The 18,449-nt window shown below is 63.7% G+C and carries 15 protein-coding genes; 2 read left to right on the top strand and 13 right to left on the bottom strand.

Annotation, left to right across the window (positions count from 1 at the left end; all coding sequences use genetic code 11):
- Positions 1-6: 6 nt before the first annotated feature.
- Genes gspG through gspE form a run of 3 tightly spaced genes read right to left on the bottom strand, consistent with a single transcriptional unit; the run spans position 7 to position 3,198 of the window.
- A complete protein-coding gene (gene gspG, locus DBO85_RS18265; protein WP_267895621.1) occupies positions 7-438 on the bottom strand; it encodes a type II secretion system major pseudopilin GspG in 432 nt (143 codons plus the stop codon).
- A gap of 3 nt (positions 439-441) precedes the next feature.
- Positions 442-1,650 carry a GspF family T2SS innner membrane protein variant XcpS gene (xcpS, locus tag DBO85_RS18260; RefSeq protein ID WP_108109150.1) on the bottom strand — a complete coding sequence of 403 codons (1,209 nt, stop codon included), beginning with the start codon at positions 1,648-1,650 and terminating at the stop codon, positions 442-444.
- A gap of 60 nt (positions 1,651-1,710) precedes the next feature.
- Positions 1,711-3,198, bottom strand: coding sequence for a type II secretion system ATPase GspE (gspE, locus tag DBO85_RS18255; RefSeq protein WP_108109148.1), 1,488 nt, complete (start codon positions 3,196-3,198; stop codon positions 1,711-1,713).
- 242 nt (positions 3,199-3,440) lie between these two features.
- On the opposite strand from gspE, the gene DBO85_RS18250 reads away from it, so the two are divergent.
- Together DBO85_RS18250 and gspD are read left to right on the top strand one after the other, a co-directional pair.
- Positions 3,441-4,067 (top strand): type II secretion system protein N, encoded by a 627-nt coding sequence (locus DBO85_RS18250; RefSeq protein ID WP_158268910.1) that lies wholly within the window; start codon positions 3,441-3,443, stop codon positions 4,065-4,067.
- Positions 4,068-4,070: 3 nt separating this feature from the next.
- Positions 4,071-6,008 carry a type II secretion system secretin GspD gene (gspD, locus tag DBO85_RS18245; protein WP_108109144.1) on the top strand — a complete coding sequence of 646 codons (1,938 nt, stop codon included), beginning with the start codon at positions 4,071-4,073 and terminating at the stop codon, positions 6,006-6,008.
- A gap of 248 nt (positions 6,009-6,256) precedes the next feature.
- On the opposite strand, the gene DBO85_RS18240 is transcribed toward gspD, so the two are convergent.
- The 10 genes from DBO85_RS18240 to asd all read right to left on the bottom strand — a co-directional run bounded on the left by DBO85_RS18240 (position 6,257) and on the right by asd (position 18,427).
- Complete coding sequence (locus DBO85_RS18240; RefSeq protein WP_108109142.1) at positions 6,257-7,468, bottom strand: O-succinylhomoserine sulfhydrylase; 1,212 nt, start codon at positions 7,466-7,468, stop codon at positions 6,257-6,259.
- A gap of 53 nt (positions 7,469-7,521) precedes the next feature.
- On the bottom strand, positions 7,522-9,027 hold the full coding sequence (gene purF, locus DBO85_RS18235) for an amidophosphoribosyltransferase (RefSeq protein WP_108109140.1): 1,506 nt from the start codon (positions 9,025-9,027) through the stop codon (positions 7,522-7,524).
- A gap of 70 nt (positions 9,028-9,097) precedes the next feature.
- Entirely contained in the window at positions 9,098-9,646 is a 549-nt protein-coding gene (locus tag DBO85_RS18230) for a CvpA family protein (RefSeq protein ID WP_108109138.1), read from the bottom strand.
- A gap of 66 nt (positions 9,647-9,712) precedes the next feature.
- Positions 9,713-10,294 carry an SPOR domain-containing protein gene (locus DBO85_RS18225; protein WP_108109136.1) on the bottom strand — a complete coding sequence of 194 codons (582 nt, stop codon included), beginning with the start codon at positions 10,292-10,294 and terminating at the stop codon, positions 9,713-9,715.
- Between the two features lie 13 nt (positions 10,295-10,307).
- Positions 10,308-11,597, bottom strand: a complete 1,290-nt coding sequence (gene folC / locus DBO85_RS18220; RefSeq protein ID WP_108109134.1) for a bifunctional tetrahydrofolate synthase/dihydrofolate synthase — start codon at positions 11,595-11,597, stop codon at positions 10,308-10,310.
- Complete coding sequence (gene accD, locus DBO85_RS18215; RefSeq protein WP_108109132.1) at positions 11,594-12,460, bottom strand: acetyl-CoA carboxylase, carboxyltransferase subunit beta; 867 nt, start codon at positions 12,458-12,460, stop codon at positions 11,594-11,596. Before accD ends, folC begins: the two co-directional genes overlap by 4 nt.
- Before the next feature lie 165 nt (positions 12,461-12,625).
- Positions 12,626-13,249 carry a phosphoribosylanthranilate isomerase gene (locus tag DBO85_RS18210; protein WP_108109130.1) on the bottom strand — a complete coding sequence of 208 codons (624 nt, stop codon included), beginning with the start codon at positions 13,247-13,249 and terminating at the stop codon, positions 12,626-12,628.
- Between the two features lie 60 nt (positions 13,250-13,309).
- Entirely contained in the window at positions 13,310-14,185 is an 876-nt protein-coding gene (truA, locus tag DBO85_RS18205) for a tRNA pseudouridine(38-40) synthase TruA (protein ID WP_108109128.1), read from the bottom strand.
- Between the two features lie 2 nt (positions 14,186-14,187).
- Entirely contained in the window at positions 14,188-17,007 is a 2,820-nt protein-coding gene (locus DBO85_RS18200) for a FimV/HubP family polar landmark protein (protein WP_108109126.1), read from the bottom strand.
- A gap of 307 nt (positions 17,008-17,314) precedes the next feature.
- Entirely contained in the window at positions 17,315-18,427 is a 1,113-nt protein-coding gene (asd, locus tag DBO85_RS18195) for an aspartate-semialdehyde dehydrogenase (RefSeq protein ID WP_108109124.1), read from the bottom strand.
- Between the last annotated feature and the right edge of the window lie 22 nt (positions 18,428-18,449).

The following is an 18,449-nucleotide window of genomic DNA, read 5'->3' as shown; positions in this document are numbered from 1 at the left end:
GAGGGTTCAGAGATCCCAGTTGCCGATATCGGCGTTCAGGTCGGTACCGCCCTGCTTGCCGTCGGCACCAAAGGAGTACAGATCGAATGCGCCACGGGTACCCGGCGACAGGTACTGGTAGTCATTGCCCCACGGATCGACCGGCACGCGCTTGAGGTAGCCGTCCTTGTTCCAGTTCTTCGCCGCCGGATTGCCGGAAGGCTTCTTCACCAGCGCCTCGAGGCCCTGCTGGGTGCTGGGGTAGGAATGGTTGTCGAGCTTGTACATGTCCAGCGCCGAGGCGATGCCCTTGATGTCGCCCTGGGCCACGGTGACCTTGGCCTGATCCGGCCGGCTCATTACCTGCGGCACCACCAGCGCGGCAAGAATGCCGAGGATGACCACCACCACCATGATTTCGATCAGGGTGAAACCCTGTTGTCTGCGTGCGTTGCTCACGTGCTACCCCACCAGTTGGTTGAGAGAAAGAATCGGCATGAGGATCGCCAGTACGATGACCAGCACCACCACACCCATGAAGACCAGCATGAACGGCTCGAACAGGCCGACCAAGAGGGAAATCTGCGCGGCCAGGTCGTTCTCCTGGTTGCGCGCGGTACGCGCCAGCATCGAATCCAGCTCGCCGGAACGCTCACCGCTGGCGATCATGTGCAGCATCATCGGCGGGAACTGACCGCTGGCATCCAGGGCGCGGGTCAGACTGCCGCCTTCGCGGACCTTCTGCGCCGCGATCACCACCTCGCCGCGAATGACTCTGTTGCTGATCACCTCGGCGCTGATCGCCAGCGCCTCGACCAGCGGCACGCCGCTGCGGGTCAGGATTGCCAGGGTCGAGGCGAAGCGTGCGGTATCGGTGGCGCGCATCATCCGCCCCATCATCGGCAACTTGAGCAGAAACCCATGCCAGCGGCGGCGACGCCCTTCGTCCTTCAGCGCTGCGCGCAGGCCGATCACCCCGGCGATGCTGAGGATGATGAACAGCCAGCCCCAGCCCTTGACCAGTTCGCTCACCGCGATCAGGCCGCGAGTCAGCGCCGGCAGCGTCTGCCCGGAGTCGACGAACACCCGCACCACGTCCGGCACCACGAAGCCGAGCAGGAAGCCGACGATGATCAGCGAGGTGATCATCAGGATCACCGGATAGAGCAACGCCAGCTGGATCTTCTGTTTCGACTGCTGGCGCTGCTCGGTGTAATCGGCCAGCTGTTCCAGTACCGGCCCCAGGTGGCCGGCGTGCTCACCGGCAGAGACGGTGGCGCGGTAGAGATCGGGAAAGGCGCCGGGAAATTCCTTCAGCGCGTCGGCCAGGGTGTGGCCTTCGAGCACCTTGGCGCGCACCGCCAGCAGCATCGCCTGGATGCGCGGGGTGGTCGATTGCGCCGCCGCGGCGCCGAGGGCTTCCTCGATCGGCAAAGCAGCCTGCACCAGGGTCGCCAACTGGCGTGTCACCAGCGCCAGGTCACGCGCCGACAGGTTGCGACCAAAACCCAGCCCGCCACCCTGCTCGCGGGTGCGCGTGGCCTTGACCTCGAGCGGCGCCAGCTGCCGGTCGCGCAGCATCTGGCGCACCTGGCGCGGGCTGTCGGCCTCGAGCACGCCCTTCTGCTGGCGCCCCTTGGCGTCCAGTGCGATGTATTCGAATGCGGCCATTCAGCAGACTCCCGACACGCTGGGAGCCCGCCGAGACACGGGAGCGGAAAACCTCGTCATCTATTCCTCCCGGGTCACGCGCAGTACTTCCTCGAGCGTGGTGCTGCCCTCGAGCACCTTGCGCCGGCCGTCGTCACGGATACTCGGGCCCAGGGTGCGCGCGTGGCGCCCCATGTCCTGCTCCGAGGCGCCGTTGTGGATCATGGTGCGCAGCGGCTCATCGAAGATCACCAGCTCGTAGATCCCGGTCCGGCCCTTGTAGCCGTGCTGGTGGCATTCACTGCAACCCTTGGCGTGATACAGGGTTGGCGGGCTGGCCGGATCGACGCCGAGCATCCGGCACTCGGCCTCGTCGGCGCTGTAGGCCTCGCGGCAATGCGGGCATAGAACGCGGACCAGACGCTGGGCCAGTACGCCGAGCAAGGAGGAGGACAGCAGGAACGGCTCGACGCCCATGTCGACCAGGCGGGTGATGGCGCCGATGGCACTGTTGGTGTGCAGGGTCGAGAGCACCAGGTGCCCGGTCAGCGAGGCCTGCACGGCGATCTCGGCGGTGTCCTTGTCGCGGATCTCGCCGACCATCACCACGTCCGGGTCCTGGCGCAGGATGGCGCGCAGGCCGCGGGCAAAGGTCATGTCGACCTTGGGATTGACCTGGGTCTGGCCGATGCCTTCGAGGTGATACTCGATCGGGTCCTCGACGGTAAGAATGTTGCGCGAGCGATCATTGAGGCTGACCAGGCTGGCGTACAGGGTGGTGGTCTTGCCTGAACCGGTCGGGCCGGTAACCAGGATGATGCCGTGCGGCTTGCGTACGTTTTCTTCCATCAGCACGCGGTCGCGGTCGCTCATGCCCAGGTGGCGCAGCGACAGGCGCCCGGCCTGCTTGTCGAGCAGACGCATCACCACTCGCTCGCCGTTGGCTGACGGCAGGGTCGAGACGCGAATATCGACCTCGCGACCACCGACACGCAAGGAAATCCGGCCGTCCTGCGGAATGCGCTTCTCGGCGATATCCATGCGCGCCATGACTTTGATCCGCGACACCAGCAAGGCGGCCAGCTCGCGCTTGGGCTCGAGCACCTCGCGCAGCACGCCGTCGACGCGAAAACGCACTACCAGACGCTTCTCGAAGGTTTCCAGGTGGATATCCGAGGCGCCCTCCTTGATCGCTTCGCCGAGGATGGCGTTGATCAGGCGGATGATCGGCGCATCGTCCTCCTGCTCCATCAGGTCTTCGGTCTCGGGCACCTGGTCGGCCAGCGCCGCCAGATCGAGATTGCCGAGATCCTCGGCCAGCTGGGTCGCGGCGGAGGAGTCGTGCTGATAGGCGGCTGCCAGCGCCTGTTCGAAGGCCTCCTGGCTGAGCGCCCTGAGCGTCAGCCGGGCCCCGGCGAAGCGCTGCGCTTCGGCCACGGCGACCAGATCGACGCCGGGACGATGCAACAGGCACGGCTGGCTGTCCTGGGTGGCAAGAACCACTCCATGACGCTTGGCAAAACCAAATGGGAGACGACGCTGGGGCAGCGAATTGAGCAGGGCGTTCATGATCGAGCCTTCAGACGGCAACCGCAGGAGAGTATGACTGTCGAATCTGACCGTCAGACATTGCGATTCCGCGATTTCTTATAGATTTTTTTCGCAGTGCGCGACACCGCACAGGCTGGCTATCTTTATCACAACAATGCAGGGCAAACACCACCTGTATGGGTTGCGGTAGACGAGATTGCAGCTGTTATGATCGGCGCGCGATCCACACCACATACTCATAATTCCATGGAGTGAACGCCTTGCAACTCTTCGCTGGCCCCCACCGGCTCAAGCAGCAAGCCCCCACATTACTCGGTGCCGCCCTGCTGTTGGCAACCTGCGCCGGCCTCGCCTGGCAGAGCGCCGAATGGATGCGTCTGTTACGCGCGCCTGCCCAGGTAGCGCCGGTCGACGCCAGCGCAGCTCAGGAAGGTCCTGCGCTCGAGCGCCTGGAACCGCTGTTCGGCCCTGCGCGCCGCAGCGAGGGCAATGCGCCGGTGACCAACCTGGACCTGACCCTGAACGGCAGTTTCGTCAATGCCGACCCGGCGAAATCCAGCGCGATCCTGCAGCGTGGCGGCGAGCCGGCCAAGCGCTTCGTGGTCGGCGACAAGATCGACGACTCGACTCGCCTGCATGCGGTTTATCGCGACCGCATCGAACTCGAGCGCGACGGCCGCATCGAACGCCTCGGTTTTCCGGTCACCCGCACCAGCAACAGTGCCGACCGCACCGGCTACACCCCACCGCCGCCCCCCGTGACCCTGGATGACCTGCAAGAAGGCGATGAAGAACTTCTGCAACAGCGCATGGAAGAGCTCCGCCAGCAGATGGAAGCCAGCATGCTGGACGCTCCGTACCCCACAGACACTCCGGAAGACGATTGATCGATGAAGCTATCGCGCCTGACCATTGCCCTGCTCGTCGCTGGACTCGCCAGCAGTCCGTTGCCGCTCGTTGCCGAGCCGCTGGCGCCAGCCAGCCCCCAGACCCAGCAGGAAGAAAGCTGGACCATCAATCTCAAGGACGCACCGATCCGCGACTTCATCGACCAGGTTGCCGACATCAGCGGTGAGACCTTCATCGTCGATCCGCGGGTCAAGGGCCAGGTCACCGTCGTGTCCAAATCGGCGATGAACCTGAGCCAGGTCTACCAGCTGTTTCTGTCCGTGATGGCTACCCATGGCTTCACCGTCATTACCCAGGACGGCCAGGCGCGGATCATCCCCAACGCCGAGGCCAAGGCCGAAGCCGACAGTGGCCCCCGTGCCGCCGACCGCCTGGAAACGCGGATGATCCAGGTACAGCACTCCTCGGCCAACGAACTCATTCCACTTATTCGCCCGCTGGTGCCGCAGTACGGCCACATGGCCGCGGTGACCTCGGCGAATGCGCTGATCATCAGTGACCGCAGCGCCAACATCGATCGCATCGAGGAGATGATCCGCCAGCTGGATCAGAAAGGTAACGCCGACTACACCGTGCTCAACCTGCAGTACGCCTGGGTCATGGACACCGCCGAGGTGCTGCGCAGCGCGCTGCAGCGCGGCGAGCCGAAAGGCGTCAGTACCGGCGCGCAGATCATCGCCGATGCCCGTACCAACCGCCTGATCGTGATGGGTCCCCCGGCGTCGCGGGCCAAGCTGGTCGCCCTGGCCAAGTCGCTCGATACCCCCACCAGCCGTTCGGCGAACACCCGGGTGATTCGCCTGCGCCATAACGACGCCAAGAGCCTCGCGGAGACCCTCGGCGAAATCTCCGAAGGCATGAAGAATCCCGAAGGCGGCGGCGAAGGTGCTGCGACCAGCAAACCGCAGAACATCCTCATCCGCGCCGACGAGAGCCTGAATGCCCTGGTACTGCTGGCCGAACCGGACCTGGTCGCCACCCTCGAAGACATCGTTCGCCAGCTGGACGTACCGCGCGCCCAGGTGCTGGTCGAGGCTGCGATCGTCGAGGTTTCCGGCGATATCAACGATGCGCTGGGGGTGCAGTGGGCAGTAGATGCACGCGGTGACCGCGGCGGTCTCGGCGGGGTCAACTTCTCCGGCACCGGCCTTTCGGTAGGCACCGTACTGAGCGCGATCCAGTCGGACGAAACACCCAACGTGACCCTGCCGGACGGCGCCATCATCGGCGTCGGCACCGACAGCTTCGGCGCACTGATCACCGCCCTGTCCTCCAACAGCAAGAGCAACCTGCTGTCGACGCCCAGCCTGCTGACCCTGGACAACCAGAAGGCGGAGATCCTGGTCGGCCAGAACGTGCCCTTCCAGACCGGCTCCTACACCACCGATGCGGCGGGCGCGAACAACCCCTTCACCACCATCGAGCGCAAGGACATCGGCGTCACCCTCAAGGTCACTCCGCACATCAACGACGGCGCCACCCTGCGCCTGGAGATCGAGCAGGAGATCTCCTCGATCGCCCCCAGTGGCGGCCTGAATGCCCAGGCAGTGGACCTGGTGACCAACAAGCGCTCGATCAAAAGCACCATCCTGGCTGAAGACGGCCAGGTGATCGTACTTGGCGGCCTGATCCAGGACGATGTCACCCGCACCGATTCCAAGGTGCCGCTGCTGGGTGATATCCCGATCCTTGGCGGCCTGTTCCGCTCCACCCGCGAGTCGCACATCAAGCGCAACCTGATGGTGTTCCTGCGTCCCACTGTGGTTCGCGACGCTGCCGGCCTCGCCGCGCTGTCGGGCAAGAAGTACTCCGACGTGCATATTTTCCACGAAGGCGAGCGCCAGCCGAACATCCTGCCGGGCACGCCCAATCAGCTGTTCGACGGCAAAACCGGTGGCGCCATCGACCTGCGCGACTGAGCACAGACGAGCCGCTGGGAAGCAGCCAAACGAAAAACCCCGCTCCGGCGGGGTTTTTCGTTTCAGCTCAACAGGACGTAGGGCGCAATAAGCGCAGCGCATTGCGCCGACTTCTGCGCAGTCATGCGGCTTCAGCAGTGCTCGGTTCCACGCGCTCAGCGCTCCGTCCGTGGCGGATTACGCCGCAGGCGGCTAATCCGCCCTACCGATAATGCAGCTGCTGTAGCGCAAGCTATCGGCGGCAGCACTCAGAGCGCGGCGATACCGCGGGCCAGGTCAGCCTTGAGATCCTCGACCGCCTCCAGGCCTACAGCCAGCCGGATCAGGTTGTCGTTGATCCCGGCAGCGGCGCGCTCGGCCGGACTCAACCGGCCATGCGAGGTGGTCGCCGGATGGGCGATGGTGCTCTTGGTATCGCCCAGATTGGTGGTGATCGAGATCATCCGGGTGGCGTCCATGAAGCGCCAGGCGCCCTCCTTGCCACCGCTGACCTCGAAGCTGACCACAGCGCCGAAGGCGCTCTGCTGCCGGCGCGCCAGCTCGTGCTGCGGGTGACTGGGAAGGCCTGCGTAGTAGACGCGCTCGACGCCCGGCTGAGCCGCCAGCCACTCGGCCAGCTCCTGCGCCGCGGCGCAATGCGCATGCATGCGGATACGCAGGGTTTCCAGTCCCTTGAGGAACAGCCAGGCATTGAACGGGCTGAGGGTCGGCCCGGCAGTGCGCAGAAAGCCGACCATCTCCTTCATCAGCTCCGCCGGACCGGCGAGCACGCCCCCCAGGCAGCGGCCCTGGCCGTCGATGAACTTGGTCGCCGAATGCATGACCAGATCCGCGCCGAGCTTGAGCGGCTGCTGCAGCGCCGGCGTACAGAAGCAGTTGTCCACCGCCAGCAGCGCGCCGTGGGCATGGGCGATCTCGGCCAGCGCCGCGATATCGACCAGCTCCGCCAACGGGTTGGAAGGCGACTCGACGAACAGCAGGCGGGTGTTCGGCTTGCAGGCAGCTTCCCAGGCGGCCAGGTCCGACAGCGGCGGATAGTCGACCTGGATGCCGAAGCGCTTGAGGTACTTCTCGAACAGACTGATGGTCGAGCCGAATACGCTGCGCGACACCAGCACGTGATCGCCAGCACTGCACAGGCCCATGACCATGGCCAGGATCGCGGCCATGCCGGAGGCCGTGGCAACCGCCTGCTCGGCGCCTTCCAGCGCGGCGATGCGCTCCTCGAAGGCACGCACGGTCGGGTTGGTGTAGCGCGAGTAGACGTTGCCCGGCACTTCGCCGGCAAAGCGCGCCGCCGCATCGGCAGCAGAGCGGAACACGTAGCTGGAGGTCATGAACAGCGCTTCGCCGTGCTCGGCTTCCGGCGTGCGATGCTGCCCGGCACGCACCGCCAGGGTCTCGAAGGCGGCGCCTTCAAGATCACTGTCCAGGCGACCGGCATCCCATTCAATCGTCATATCCAGGCTCCGAATGCCGATCGCGCACGCCCGAGCAGGCGCCGACGGCTGTATCAGTTGTTGTAGAGGTCGATGATCGCGCTGACCATGTTGCTGCTGTTCTTGCTCGAATCGTTGCGCGCCTGCTCGATGCGGTTCAGGTAGACGCTATCGATATCGCCGGTGATGTACTCGCCGTTGAACACCGCGCTGTCGAAGCCGACGATCTGCGGATTGCCGTCACGCACCGCTTCTTCGAGGTCAGCCAGATCCTGGTAGACCAGCCAGTCGGCACCGATCAGCTCGCAGACTTCTTCGGTGCTGCGGCTGTGGGCAATCAGCTCGTGGGCGCTGGGCATGTCGATGCCATAGACGTTCGGGTAGCGTACCGCCGGCGCCGCCGAGCAGAAGTAGACGTTCTTCGCCCCCGCCTCGCGCGCCATCTGGATGATCTGCTTGCAGGTGGTGCCGCGAACGATCGAGTCGTCGACCAGCATGACGTTCTTGCCACGGAACTCCAGCTCGATGGCGTTGAGCTTCTGGCGCACGGATTTCTTCCGCGCCGCCTGCCCCGGCATGATGAAGGTGCGGCCGATGTAGCGATTCTTGACGAAGCCCTCGCGGAACTTCACGCCGAGGCGATTGGCCAGCTCCAGTGCCGAGGTGCGGCTGGTGTCGGGAATCGGGATGACCACGTCGATGCCGTGATCCGGACGCTCGCGGAGGATCTTCTCGGCCAGCTTCTCACCCATGCGCAGGCGTGCCTTGTAGACCGAAACGCCGTCCATGATCGAGTCCGGACGCGCCAGGTAGACATGCTCGAAGATGCACGGAGAGTAGTTCGGGCTGGTCGCGCACTGGCGTGTGTGCAGTTTGCCGCCCTCGGTGATGTAGACCGCCTCGCCCGGGGCCAGGTCGCGAATCAGGCTGAAGCCGAGCACGTCCAGCGCGACACTTTCCGAGGCGATCATGTACTCGACGCCTTCGTCGGTATGGCGCTGGCCGAAGACGATCGGACGGATCGCGTTGGGGTCGCGGAAACCGACGATGCCGTAGCCGGTGATCATCGCCACCACCGCGTAACCACCCTTGCAGCGCTCATGCACACCGGAGACTGCGGCGAACACGTCCTCCTCGGTCGGCTGCAGCTTGCCGCGCACCGCCAGCTCGTGGGCGAACACGTTGAGCAGGACTTCGGAGTCGGAGCTGGTGTTGACGTGGCGCAGATCGGACTCGTAGATCTCCTTGGCCAACTGCTGCACGTTGGTCAGGTTGCCGTTGTGCGCCAGGGTGATGCCATAGGGCGAGTTGACATAGAACGGCTGCGCCTCGGCGGAGCTGGAGCTGCCGGCGGTGGGATAGCGCACGTGACCGATGCCCATGCTGCCTACCAGCCGCTGCATGTGCCGCTGCTGGAAGACATCGCGCACCAGCCCGTTGTCCTTGCGCAGGAACAGGCGCCCCTCATGACTGGTGACAATACCGGCAGCGTCCTGGCCGCGATGCTGAAGGACGGTGAGCGCGTCATACAGCGCCTGATTGACGTTCGACTTGCCGACGATACCGACGATGCCACACATGTGACGCAACCCCTGCTAGTAGTTCAAACCTCGACGGAGCGACGCCTGGCGTCGCACCACATACTGCGATTCAGCCTGCCGGAACGACCATTGGCACTGGCTCCTGCCCCCCTCGCTCGGGCAGTTCGCCCTGCTCGGCGCGGCCGCTCATGCCCAGAATCAGATTCTTCGACCAGTCCGCAACCATCAGGAAATGCGGCATCAGGCGCGACTCCTGCCACCAGCGGTCCTGCTGCACCGGCAACAGGCTGAGCAATCCAACCGCGACCACCAGCAGCAAGGCGCCGCGCGCCGCGCCGAAGACCATGCCAAGGAAACGATCAGTACCGGACAGCCCGGTGACGCGCACCAGCTCCCCGATGAGAAAGTTGATCAGCGCCCCCACCAGCAAGGTGGCGACGAACAGAATGAGACAGGCCGCGATGACTCGCACCGAAGGCGTTTCGATGTAGCCGGCCAGGTAATGCGATAGTGCTCCGCCGAACATCCAGGCGACCACGCCAGCGACGATCCAGGTAAGCAGAGACAGCGCTTCCTTGACGAAGCCACGCTTCAAACTGATCAGACTGGAAACGGCGATGACGGCGATGAACGCCCAATCGACCCAACTGAATGCCACGACTGCGCCTACCGAAAGTGGAGGCCGCGCATTCTAGCAGAGCACCGCAGCAGGGGTAAGCCGCCCTCAGGAACGCTCTGGCTGGAAGCGCACCACGAAGCCGCTGAGCTTGTGCTGGCGGTTGAGCTGATCACGCAGGCGATCGGCCTCCTTGCGCTCGATCACCGGCCCGACGAAGACCCGATTCATTCCGTCCGCCTGGCGGATGTAGGCGTTGTAACCCTGACTGCGCAAGGTCTTCTGCAACGCTTCCGCCCCAGGGCGACTGGACAGGCTGGCGAGCTGAACGGACCAGCTGACCGGCAGGCTCGCCTCGTCGAGACGCGAAGCAGGCGTTTCCGACGCTGCTGCTGCCGGCCGGGAGGATTCAACCTGAGCAGGCGTCGCGGGCTCGACGAGCGGTTGCGGCTCCAGCGGTAGAGGCTGATCGACATCACCCGGCACCGGCTCGCTGGCGACCGGCACCTCTACCGGCGGCGCGACCGTTTCCGGCATTCCCGGTGAAACCGGTGCCGTAGGCACTTCCACCTCGATGCTGGCGCGCTCGTCCTGGCGTGAAAGCAGCATCGGCAGAAAGATCACCGCCAGCGCGACCAGTACCAGCGCACCGACGATGCGCTGCTTGAGTCCCTTGTCCAGCAATGCCATAACCACTCTCCTGCTAATGCCGAGCCAGCCAGGCCAGCGCTTCGGCGACGCAATAAAAAGAACCGAACACCAATATCTCGTCCTGCTCGTCAGCCTGGGCGCACTGTTTGTCGAGCGCCTCGGCTACCGAGCCAGCTTCGACACTGCGCGCGCCGAAACCGCTCAACACTTCACGCAATTCAGCTGCCGCCCGGCTGCGCCCACAAGGCAAGGGCGCCACCGCCCACGTATCGACGAGATCCAGCAACGGCTGCACGACGCCAGGCAGATCCTTGTCGGCCAGCAGGCCGAAAACAGCGTAACGACGCCCGGCGTGACGACGCCCGGCGCAAGCGCGTTGACGCAGGCGACCAGCGAGAAACTCGCTGGCCTGGGGATTATGCCCGACGTCCAGCAGCAGCGTCAGAGTGCGCCCATTGACCTGCACCTGACGACGATCCAGCCGCCCGACCAGGCGAGTATCCCCCAGAGCGCGTCGAACCTGTTCGATGCGCCACTGCGGCTCAAGCAGAACGAAAGCCTGCAGGGCCAGCGCGGCATTTTCCATCGGCAGATCAAGCAGCGGCAGCTCATCCAGGGTGAGGCTATCGCCCTGGGCGCTGCGGCCGCTCCAGCGCCAACCGGAACCCTCGACAGCGAGATCGAAATCGCGTCCGCGAATGCTCAGCTCGACACCCAGGGTGTTGGCGTACTGCAGAAGATTGGCCGGGGGCTGCGGATCACCGCACAGCGCCGCACGCCCAGCGCGCATGATCCCCGCCTTCTCGCGGGCCACCGACTCGCGACTGTCGCCGAGCCATTCGGCGTGATCCACGCCGATGCTGGTGATGAGCGCAAGATCGGCATCGATCAGGTTGACTGCATCCAGCCGCCCGCCCAGGCCGACTTCGAGCACCGCGACGCCCAGCTCGGCCTGCTCGAACAGCCACAAGGCTGCGAGCGTGCCCATCTCGAAGTAGGTCAGGCTGGTATCGCCGCGCGCCGCCTCGACCGCTGAAAAAGCACGACAAAGCGCGTCATCAGCGACCATCTGACCATCGATGACGACGCGCTCGTTGTACTGCAGCAGATGGGGCGAGCTGTAGATTCCAACCTTGTGCCCCCGACCCGCCAGCAACGCGGCCAGGAAGGCACAGGTAGAGCCTTTGCCATTGGTACCGGTAACCGTCACCACCCGCTTGGCGGGGCGCCCCAGACCCAACCGGGCGGCGACCTCGGCAACCCGCTCCAGGCCCATGTCGATGGCACTGGGATGCAGTTGCTCGAGGTAGGCCAGCCAATCGGCCAGGCTGCGTTGGGTCATGCGCTGACGGGCAGATGCATGAACTGGCCAAGCAGGCGCGCCAGACGCGGACGCAGCTCGCTGCGCGGAATGATCATGTCGATTGCGCCGTGCTCAAGAAGGAACTCGCTGCGCTGGAAGCCTTCCGGCAGCTTCTCGCGAACCGTCTGCTCGATCACTCGCGGACCGGCAAAGCCGATCAGCGCACGCGGCTCGGCAACGATCACGTCACCGAGCATCGCCAGGCTCGCCGAAACGCCACCATAGACAGGATCGGTCAGCACCGAGATGAACGGAATCCCCTCCTCGCGCAAGCGCGCCAGGACCGCCGAGGTCTTGGCCATCTGCATCAGGGAAATCAACGCTTCCTGCATGCGCGCACCGCCGGAGGCGGCGAAGCAGATCAGCGGGCAACGCTTTTCCAGCGCAACGTTGGCCGCCTGCACGAAGCGCTCGCCGACGATCGCGCCCATCGAGCCGCCCATGAAGGAGAATTCAAAGGCACAGGCCACCAACGGCATGCCTTCCAGCGCACCGCTCATCGCGATCAGTGCATCTTTTTCGCCGGTCTGCTTCTGCGCCGCAACCAGGCGATCCTTGTACTTCTTGCTGTCACGAAACTTCAGCCGATCAACCGGCTCGAGCTCGGCGCCGATCTCGCTACGCCCTTCCTCATCCAGAAACAGGTCGAGGCGACGGCGCGCGTCAATACGCATGTGATGATTGCACTTGGGGCAGACATCATGGGTCTTCTCAAGCTCCGGACGGTAAAGCACCGCCTCGCAGGACGGGCACTTGTGCCACAGGCCCTCGGGTACCGAGCTCTTCTTTACCTCGGAACGCATGATCGAGGGGATCAGCTTGTCTACCAGCCAGTTACTCATGCCTCTTCTCCCAAGCCATTGACCCGCGAACCTGCCATTCAAGGCGGCCCGCCCGGGTGTGAATTCGTTGTCGCCTCGACGCAAACGCGCCGTTCAGCGCACCATTTCAAGCGCCAGCCTGCGCACGACAGGCCTTTGGACGGCCAAGGTACAGCCATCGTCACATCAGACAGCAGCCCGCACCGCCTGCAGAAATGCCGCGACCTTTAGGGGGTCCTTGAGACCCTTGTCGCGTTCGACGCCGCCACTCACATCCACCGCATAAGGACGCACCTGAGCGATGGCGGCGGCCACGTTCTGCGCATCGAGTCCACCGGCAAGAATCACCGGCTTGCCCAGGTCGGCAGGCACCAGCGACCAGTCGAAAGCCTCACCGGTACCTCCTGGAACCCCGGGAACGTAGCTGTCCAGCAGGATGCCCGAGGCACTGGCAAAGCTCGCACACTGCTGGCGAAGCGGGAGATCCGGACGCACACGCAATGCCTTGATGTACGGCCGGCCGAAGCTTTCGCAATACTCCGCCGTCTCGTCACCGTGAAACTGCAGCAGATCCAGCGGAACCACACGCAGGACCTCCTTGACCTGGGCCGTCGTAGCATCGACGAACAGCCCTACGCTGGTCACGAACGGGGGCAGCGCACGCAGGATTTCCCTGGCACGAGACGCATCGACGGCCCGCGGACTCTTTGCATAGAACACCAGACCTATGGCATCTGCACCCTGCTCGGCGGCAACGAGTGCATCCTCTACGCGGGTAATTCCACAGATCTTGCTGCGAACGGCTGACAAATGCTGGTTACCTCAAAAAGAGCCTGGATATTAGCAAAAGCAGATCGCGCTGCAAGACGCTCATTCGCACAGACTCGCACCACGACAATCCGGCAGTCCGGAGAGAAAGTGCGGACCGAGAAAGCGCCTGGGCAGGTCGAACTCCGCCGGGTAGTCGACCTCGACCAGGTAGAGCCCGTAAGGATGGGCAGTGACGCCGCCGGTTCGGCGCAGGCGCGATTCGAGCACCTCCGCCGCCCATTCCACCGGCCGCTCCCCGGCACCAATGGTCATCAGTACTCCGGCCAGATTGCGCACCATGTGGTGTAGAAAGGCATTGGCGCGGATGTCGAGAACAATGAAACGCCCCTGCTCAAAGAACTCGAGGTGATGCACCGTCTTTACCGGCGATTTGGCTTGGCACTGCCGGGCACGAAACGCACTGAAGTCATGGGTGCCGACGAAAACCCGAGCCGCCTCGCGCATCCGCGCAAGATCGAGCGGGCGATGATTCCAGGTCACCTCTTCGGCCATCTGCGCAGGCCGGATCTGATCGTTGTAGATGACATAGCGATAACGCCGCGCCATCGCGCTGAAGCGCGCGTCGAAGTGTGACGGCATCTTCTGCGCCCAGGTGACGCTGATGTCACCCGGCAGGTTGAGATTCGAACCCATGACCCAGGCATGCATGCTGCGCTCGACGGTGGTGTCGAAATGCACCACCTGGCCGCAGGCATGCACCAACGCATCGGTACGACCAGCACAGCTGAGCGTAACCGGATGCCCTCCTGCCACCTTGGAGATCGCCTTTTCCAGCGCCTCCTGAATCGACGCGACTCCGGCCCGCTGACGCTGAAAGCCGCGATAACGACTGCCCTTGTATTCGACGCCCAGGGCGATCCTGGAAACGCCAGCGGCAGCCGTTTCGGCTGCCGCTGTTGGTACTACTGAACTCACTGTCAGGAAAGGCCGGCGAGCAAATCGCGTGCCTCGCTCTGCTGGGCGACACTGCCCTCGCTGATGACCTCGTCGAGAATGTCACGAGCACCTTCGGTGTCGCCCATATCGATGTAGGCCCGCGCAAGATCCAGCTTGGTAGCGGTTTCGTCAGTGCCGGAGAGGAAGTCGAAATCATCATCGCCATCGACTGCAAGAGGCGCCGCACTGGCAACTGGTACTTCTTCTGCAGGCAGATGCAGATCAGCAGAAAGCTCATCGAGTTCGCCACCAACCTCGTCGAGCCCGGACAGGAAGGCGTCTGCTTCAGCGTCAGCAGCCGCGTCGGCCGGCGCATCCTCGGCCAGCGACAGGTCGAAGTCCGCCGGCATATCCAGCTCGCCAGCTTCCAGCTCGAGATCGGCACCCAGATCGGTCGAGCCCTGAGCAGCAGGCGCATCCAGCCCCAGGTCTTCGTCGAGACTGAGCATGAACTCGTCGTCGGCCAGCCCATTATCGGAGGCTACAGGAGCATCCAGCTCGAGATCGAAGTCGGCAAGGGACTCCTCCGCCGCCACGGTACCAGCGGCAGGACCGGAGAGATCCAGATCGAAACCCGGATTGTCGGCAGCAGGCGCTTCGTTCGACAGCGACAGATCATCCAGCGACAGGTCGGCAAAGTCGTTGCTCGCCTGAGGAGCGGCAGACTGAAGATCACGATCCAGTTCTGCTTCCAAATCATCCAGGCTCAGGTCGAAGGAATCGTCCAGGTCGCTGCCGGCAGCCAGCGGTGCCGGCTCGGTGGTTTGCGGCTTCTCATCCAGATCAAGGTTGTCGAAGCTGAAGTCCTCCAGCATCGATGCGGACGCAGCAGTGGAGACCGCCACCATCGCCGGGTACTTGGCCTTGAGCTGATCCAGCTGGGCACCCGCACCACCGATTTCACGCAGCTCGTTCTCTTCGCGGGCGAAGCCCTCGCGATCATCGAGCTCGGCATAGACTTCCATCAGCTTCAGTCGCAGGTCAGCGCGATGAGGCTCTTCGTTGATGGCGTTCTGTAGTAGCTCGGCCGCCTGGGCGAACTTGCCATAAGCGATGTAGATGTCAGCCTCACCGAGAGCATCTGCGGTCTGCGCAGAAACCGGCGCTTCCGGCTCGACGCTTGGGCTTCCACCGATATCCAGACTGTCGAAGCCGTTGTCGTTGAAGCCGATCGAGCCGTCGAAGGAACCTTCGTCTTGCGCCGCCAGGGCTTCCTGAAGCTCGGCTTCCTTCATTGCATTGCGACGGGACAGAATCATCAGACCGATCAACAGCACCAGCAGCGCACCGCCGCCCACCACGCCAAGCATCAGCGGATCGGCCAGCAGATCGTCGATGAAGCTGGTTGCCGGCGCCTCGGGCGCGACTACCGGAGCCACCGGCTTGGGCTGAGCCTGCGGCGGTGCGACCGGGGCAACCGGCTCGGGCTTAACGGAAACAGCCGGCTGTTCAGCCGGCTTTTCGTTTTGCGCCTGAGGGTCCGCGGGTGCGGGCTCCTCGCTGTAGTTGAAGTCCGGCGTCGCCTCCTGCTGCGGAGCGGCGCCCAGTTCTGCCCCCTGCTCGACCTTGGGCGCGCTGCCATTGTCTGGCACCGGAGCCTCCGCCGGCCGCAACTCATCGGCGGGCACTACTGCCGGAGCAGCCGCCTTGGCTTCAGCCGCGCTCTTCTCCTGCGCTGCGAGATCAGCCTGCATTTTCGCCAGCTGGTCATCCTTCAACTGAATCAGACGCTGCAGCTTCTCAAGCTGGCTCTCCAGGTCATCAACCCGACCTTGCAGTTCGGTGTTCTCACGACGACTCGAGTCAAGGCTTTCCTGGGTAACCGCCAACTTGTCGCTAAGGGCCTTGCTCTGGGCATTACCCTTGTCGCTACCGGAGGTGGACTTGCCGCTGTCGGAGGCGACCAGGCGCAGGCTGTCTCCGGCGTCGGCCTTAGCAGGCGCCGCACCCGCCACATTGCGTTTGGTTGCATCGATCTGACGCGCACCCGAAGCCAGGGCACGCCCCTCGCGCCAGGCAGTGTTCTGCTGAGCGACCTGGGCAATAGCCTCGGTACGCGAACGGCTCTGTAGTTGCTGCTCATCGGGCAGACGCAGAACCTGACCGCTCTTCAGACGGTTGATATTGCCGTCGATGAAGGCATTGGGATTGAGATCCTGGATCGCCAGCATGGCTTGATGAACCGAGCCGCCCGGGACACGCTGGGCGATTTCCCAAAGCGTGTCACTGCTATTGGTGCGGTATTCGTTACCCTGCAGGGGCGCGGCGGTAGAAGCGGTGCTGGTTGTCGGGGCGGTAGTACGTACGGGAGCGGTAGAAGCGATGCTGCTGCGAACCGGCGTCTGGCTCGGCGCAACAGCCGGCATGCGCGCAGGACTGGAAGTCACCGGAGCCGGCGTGTACAGAGGCGGATCCACCAGCAGGGTGTATTCGCGCAGCAGGCGGCCGTTCGGCCAGATCACTTCGACGAGGAAGTTGAGGTAAGGCTCGCGAACCGGCTTGCTCGAAGTGACGCGAATGACGCTTTTGCCACCGGGCTTGATGACCGGGGTGAATTTCAGGTCAGTCAGAAAGAACTGCCGATCAACGCCTGCTTTGTTGAATTCCTCGGCCGAAGCGATACGAGGGACCACTTCCGCGTTTTCCAGATCGCGAACCTCAAGCAACTCGATCTCGGCGACCAGCGGTTGATTCAGCGCCGACTGCAGGGAAACCTGCCCAAGACCCAGCGCGTGCGCCACACCGGAGGACAGCGCCGAAGCAGCTGCAATTGCCAGCACCAGTTTGCGAACCCGAACCATAGCGTCATCCCTTTTTATCTTTTTTCTCGAACTTCGAGAGGAATTCTACTTCTGCTGCCTGTATCGCCGAGGCGATTCCCCATTCAGCAAAACAGCCCAGTCAGTATTGCCAAGCTAGAATAGTCTTTCAATTTTTCAGGTAAGTATCTTTTACAGATAGTGTTTTATCAACAACCTGGCGATTTGCCCAGCATTGTGCGCTCAGGCTTTCACCGCGTTATCAGACACAATCCACAATTTCGAACCCCACCTGCGATAAAGCAGCTGCCGGGCGAGCAAACCCGCCGTACTCCCCCGGCAAAGCCTTTCAACGCTCCAGCAGAATACGCAGCATCCGCCGCAGCGGTTCGGCAGCACCCCAGAGAAGCTGATCACCGACGGTGAACGCACCCAGGTACTGAGTTCCCATGTTGAGCTTGCGCAACCGACCAACGGGCACACCGAGCGTGCCGGTCACCGCGGTCGGGCTCAGCTCGCGCATGCTCACGTCGCGCTGGTTTGGCACCAGCTTGACCCAGGGATTGTGCTGGCTGATCAGTCCCTCGATGTCCGTCAGCGGGACATCCTTGTTCAGCTTGATGGTCAGTGCCTGGCTATGGCAACGCATCGCGCCGATGCGCACGCAGATGCCATCGACCGGAATCGGGTTCTTGAAGCGGCCGAGAATCTTGTTGGTTTCAGCCTGGCCTTTCCACTCTTCGCGGCTCTGGCCGTTCGGCAGTTCCTTGTCGATCCAGGGAATCAGGCTGCCGGCCAGGGGCACGCCGAACTGATCAGTGGGAAAGCTCTCGCCGCGCATGGCTTCAGCGACCTTGCGATCGATGTCCAGGATGGCACTGGCCGGATTGGCCAGATCATCGGCCACCGACGCGTTGATCGCGCCCATCTGACGGATCAGCTCGCGCATGTTCTGCGCCCCTGCACCACTGGCCGCCTGATAGGTCATGGCGCTCATCCACTCGACCAGACCCGCCTCGAACAGACCGCCCAGCGCCATCAGCATCAGGCTGACCGTGCAGTTGCCGCCGATGTAGTTGCGGGCGCCGGCATCCAGCGACTGGTCGATGACCTTGCGATTGACCGGATCGAGCACGATCACCGAGTCGTCGGCCATGCGCAGACTGGATGCAGCATCGATCCAGTAACCCTGCCAGCCGGCTTCGCGCAGCTTGGGGAAGACTTCGCTGGTGTAGTCGCCACCCTGACAGGTAAGGATCACGTCGAGCCCCTTGAGCTCTTCGATGCTGTAGGCGTCTTTCAGTGCAGCGGTGTCCTTGCCGATGGCGGGACCCTCGCCCCCGACATTGGAGGTGGTGAAGAACACCGGCTCGATCAGGTCGAAGTCCCGCTCTTCCAGCATCCGCTGCATGAGAACGGAGCCGACCATACCGCGCCAACCGATCAGACCTACTCGTTTCATAACCACTGCACCCCAGAGAAGA

The organism is Pseudomonas mangrovi, from assembly GCF_003052585.1.
Taxonomy (GTDB): domain Bacteria; phylum Pseudomonadota; class Gammaproteobacteria; order Pseudomonadales; family Pseudomonadaceae; genus Aquipseudomonas; species Aquipseudomonas mangrovi.
This window is presented reverse-complemented; position numbering and strand designations above follow the sequence as displayed.

Excerpts from the sequence above, each read along its gene's own strand:
- xcpS (WP_108109150.1), bottom strand. The coding sequence starts at position 1,650 with ATGGCCGCATTCGAATACATCGCACTGGACGCCAAGGGGCGCCAGCAG.
- gspE (WP_108109148.1), bottom strand. The coding sequence starts at position 3,198 with ATGAACGCCCTGCTCAATTCGCTGCCCCAGCGTCGTCTCCCATTTGGT.
- gspD (WP_108109144.1), top strand. The coding sequence starts at position 4,071 with ATGAAGCTATCGCGCCTGACCATTGCCCTGCTCGTCGCTGGACTCGCC.
- DBO85_RS18240 (WP_108109142.1), bottom strand. The coding sequence starts at position 7,468 with ATGACGATTGAATGGGATGCCGGTCGCCTGGACAGTGATCTTGAAGGC.
- purF (WP_108109140.1), bottom strand. The coding sequence starts at position 9,027 with ATGTGTGGCATCGTCGGTATCGTCGGCAAGTCGAACGTCAATCAGGCG.
- DBO85_RS18225 (WP_108109136.1), bottom strand. The coding sequence starts at position 10,294 with ATGGCATTGCTGGACAAGGGACTCAAGCAGCGCATCGTCGGTGCGCTG.
- folC (WP_108109134.1), bottom strand. The coding sequence starts at position 11,597 with ATGACCCAACGCAGCCTGGCCGATTGGCTGGCCTACCTCGAGCAACTG.
- accD (WP_108109132.1), bottom strand. The coding sequence starts at position 12,460 with ATGAGTAACTGGCTGGTAGACAAGCTGATCCCCTCGATCATGCGTTCC.
- DBO85_RS18200 (WP_108109126.1), bottom strand. The coding sequence starts at position 17,007 with ATGGTTCGGGTTCGCAAACTGGTGCTGGCAATTGCAGCTGCTTCGGCG.
- asd (WP_108109124.1), bottom strand. The coding sequence starts at position 18,427 with ATGAAACGAGTAGGTCTGATCGGTTGGCGCGGTATGGTCGGCTCCGTT.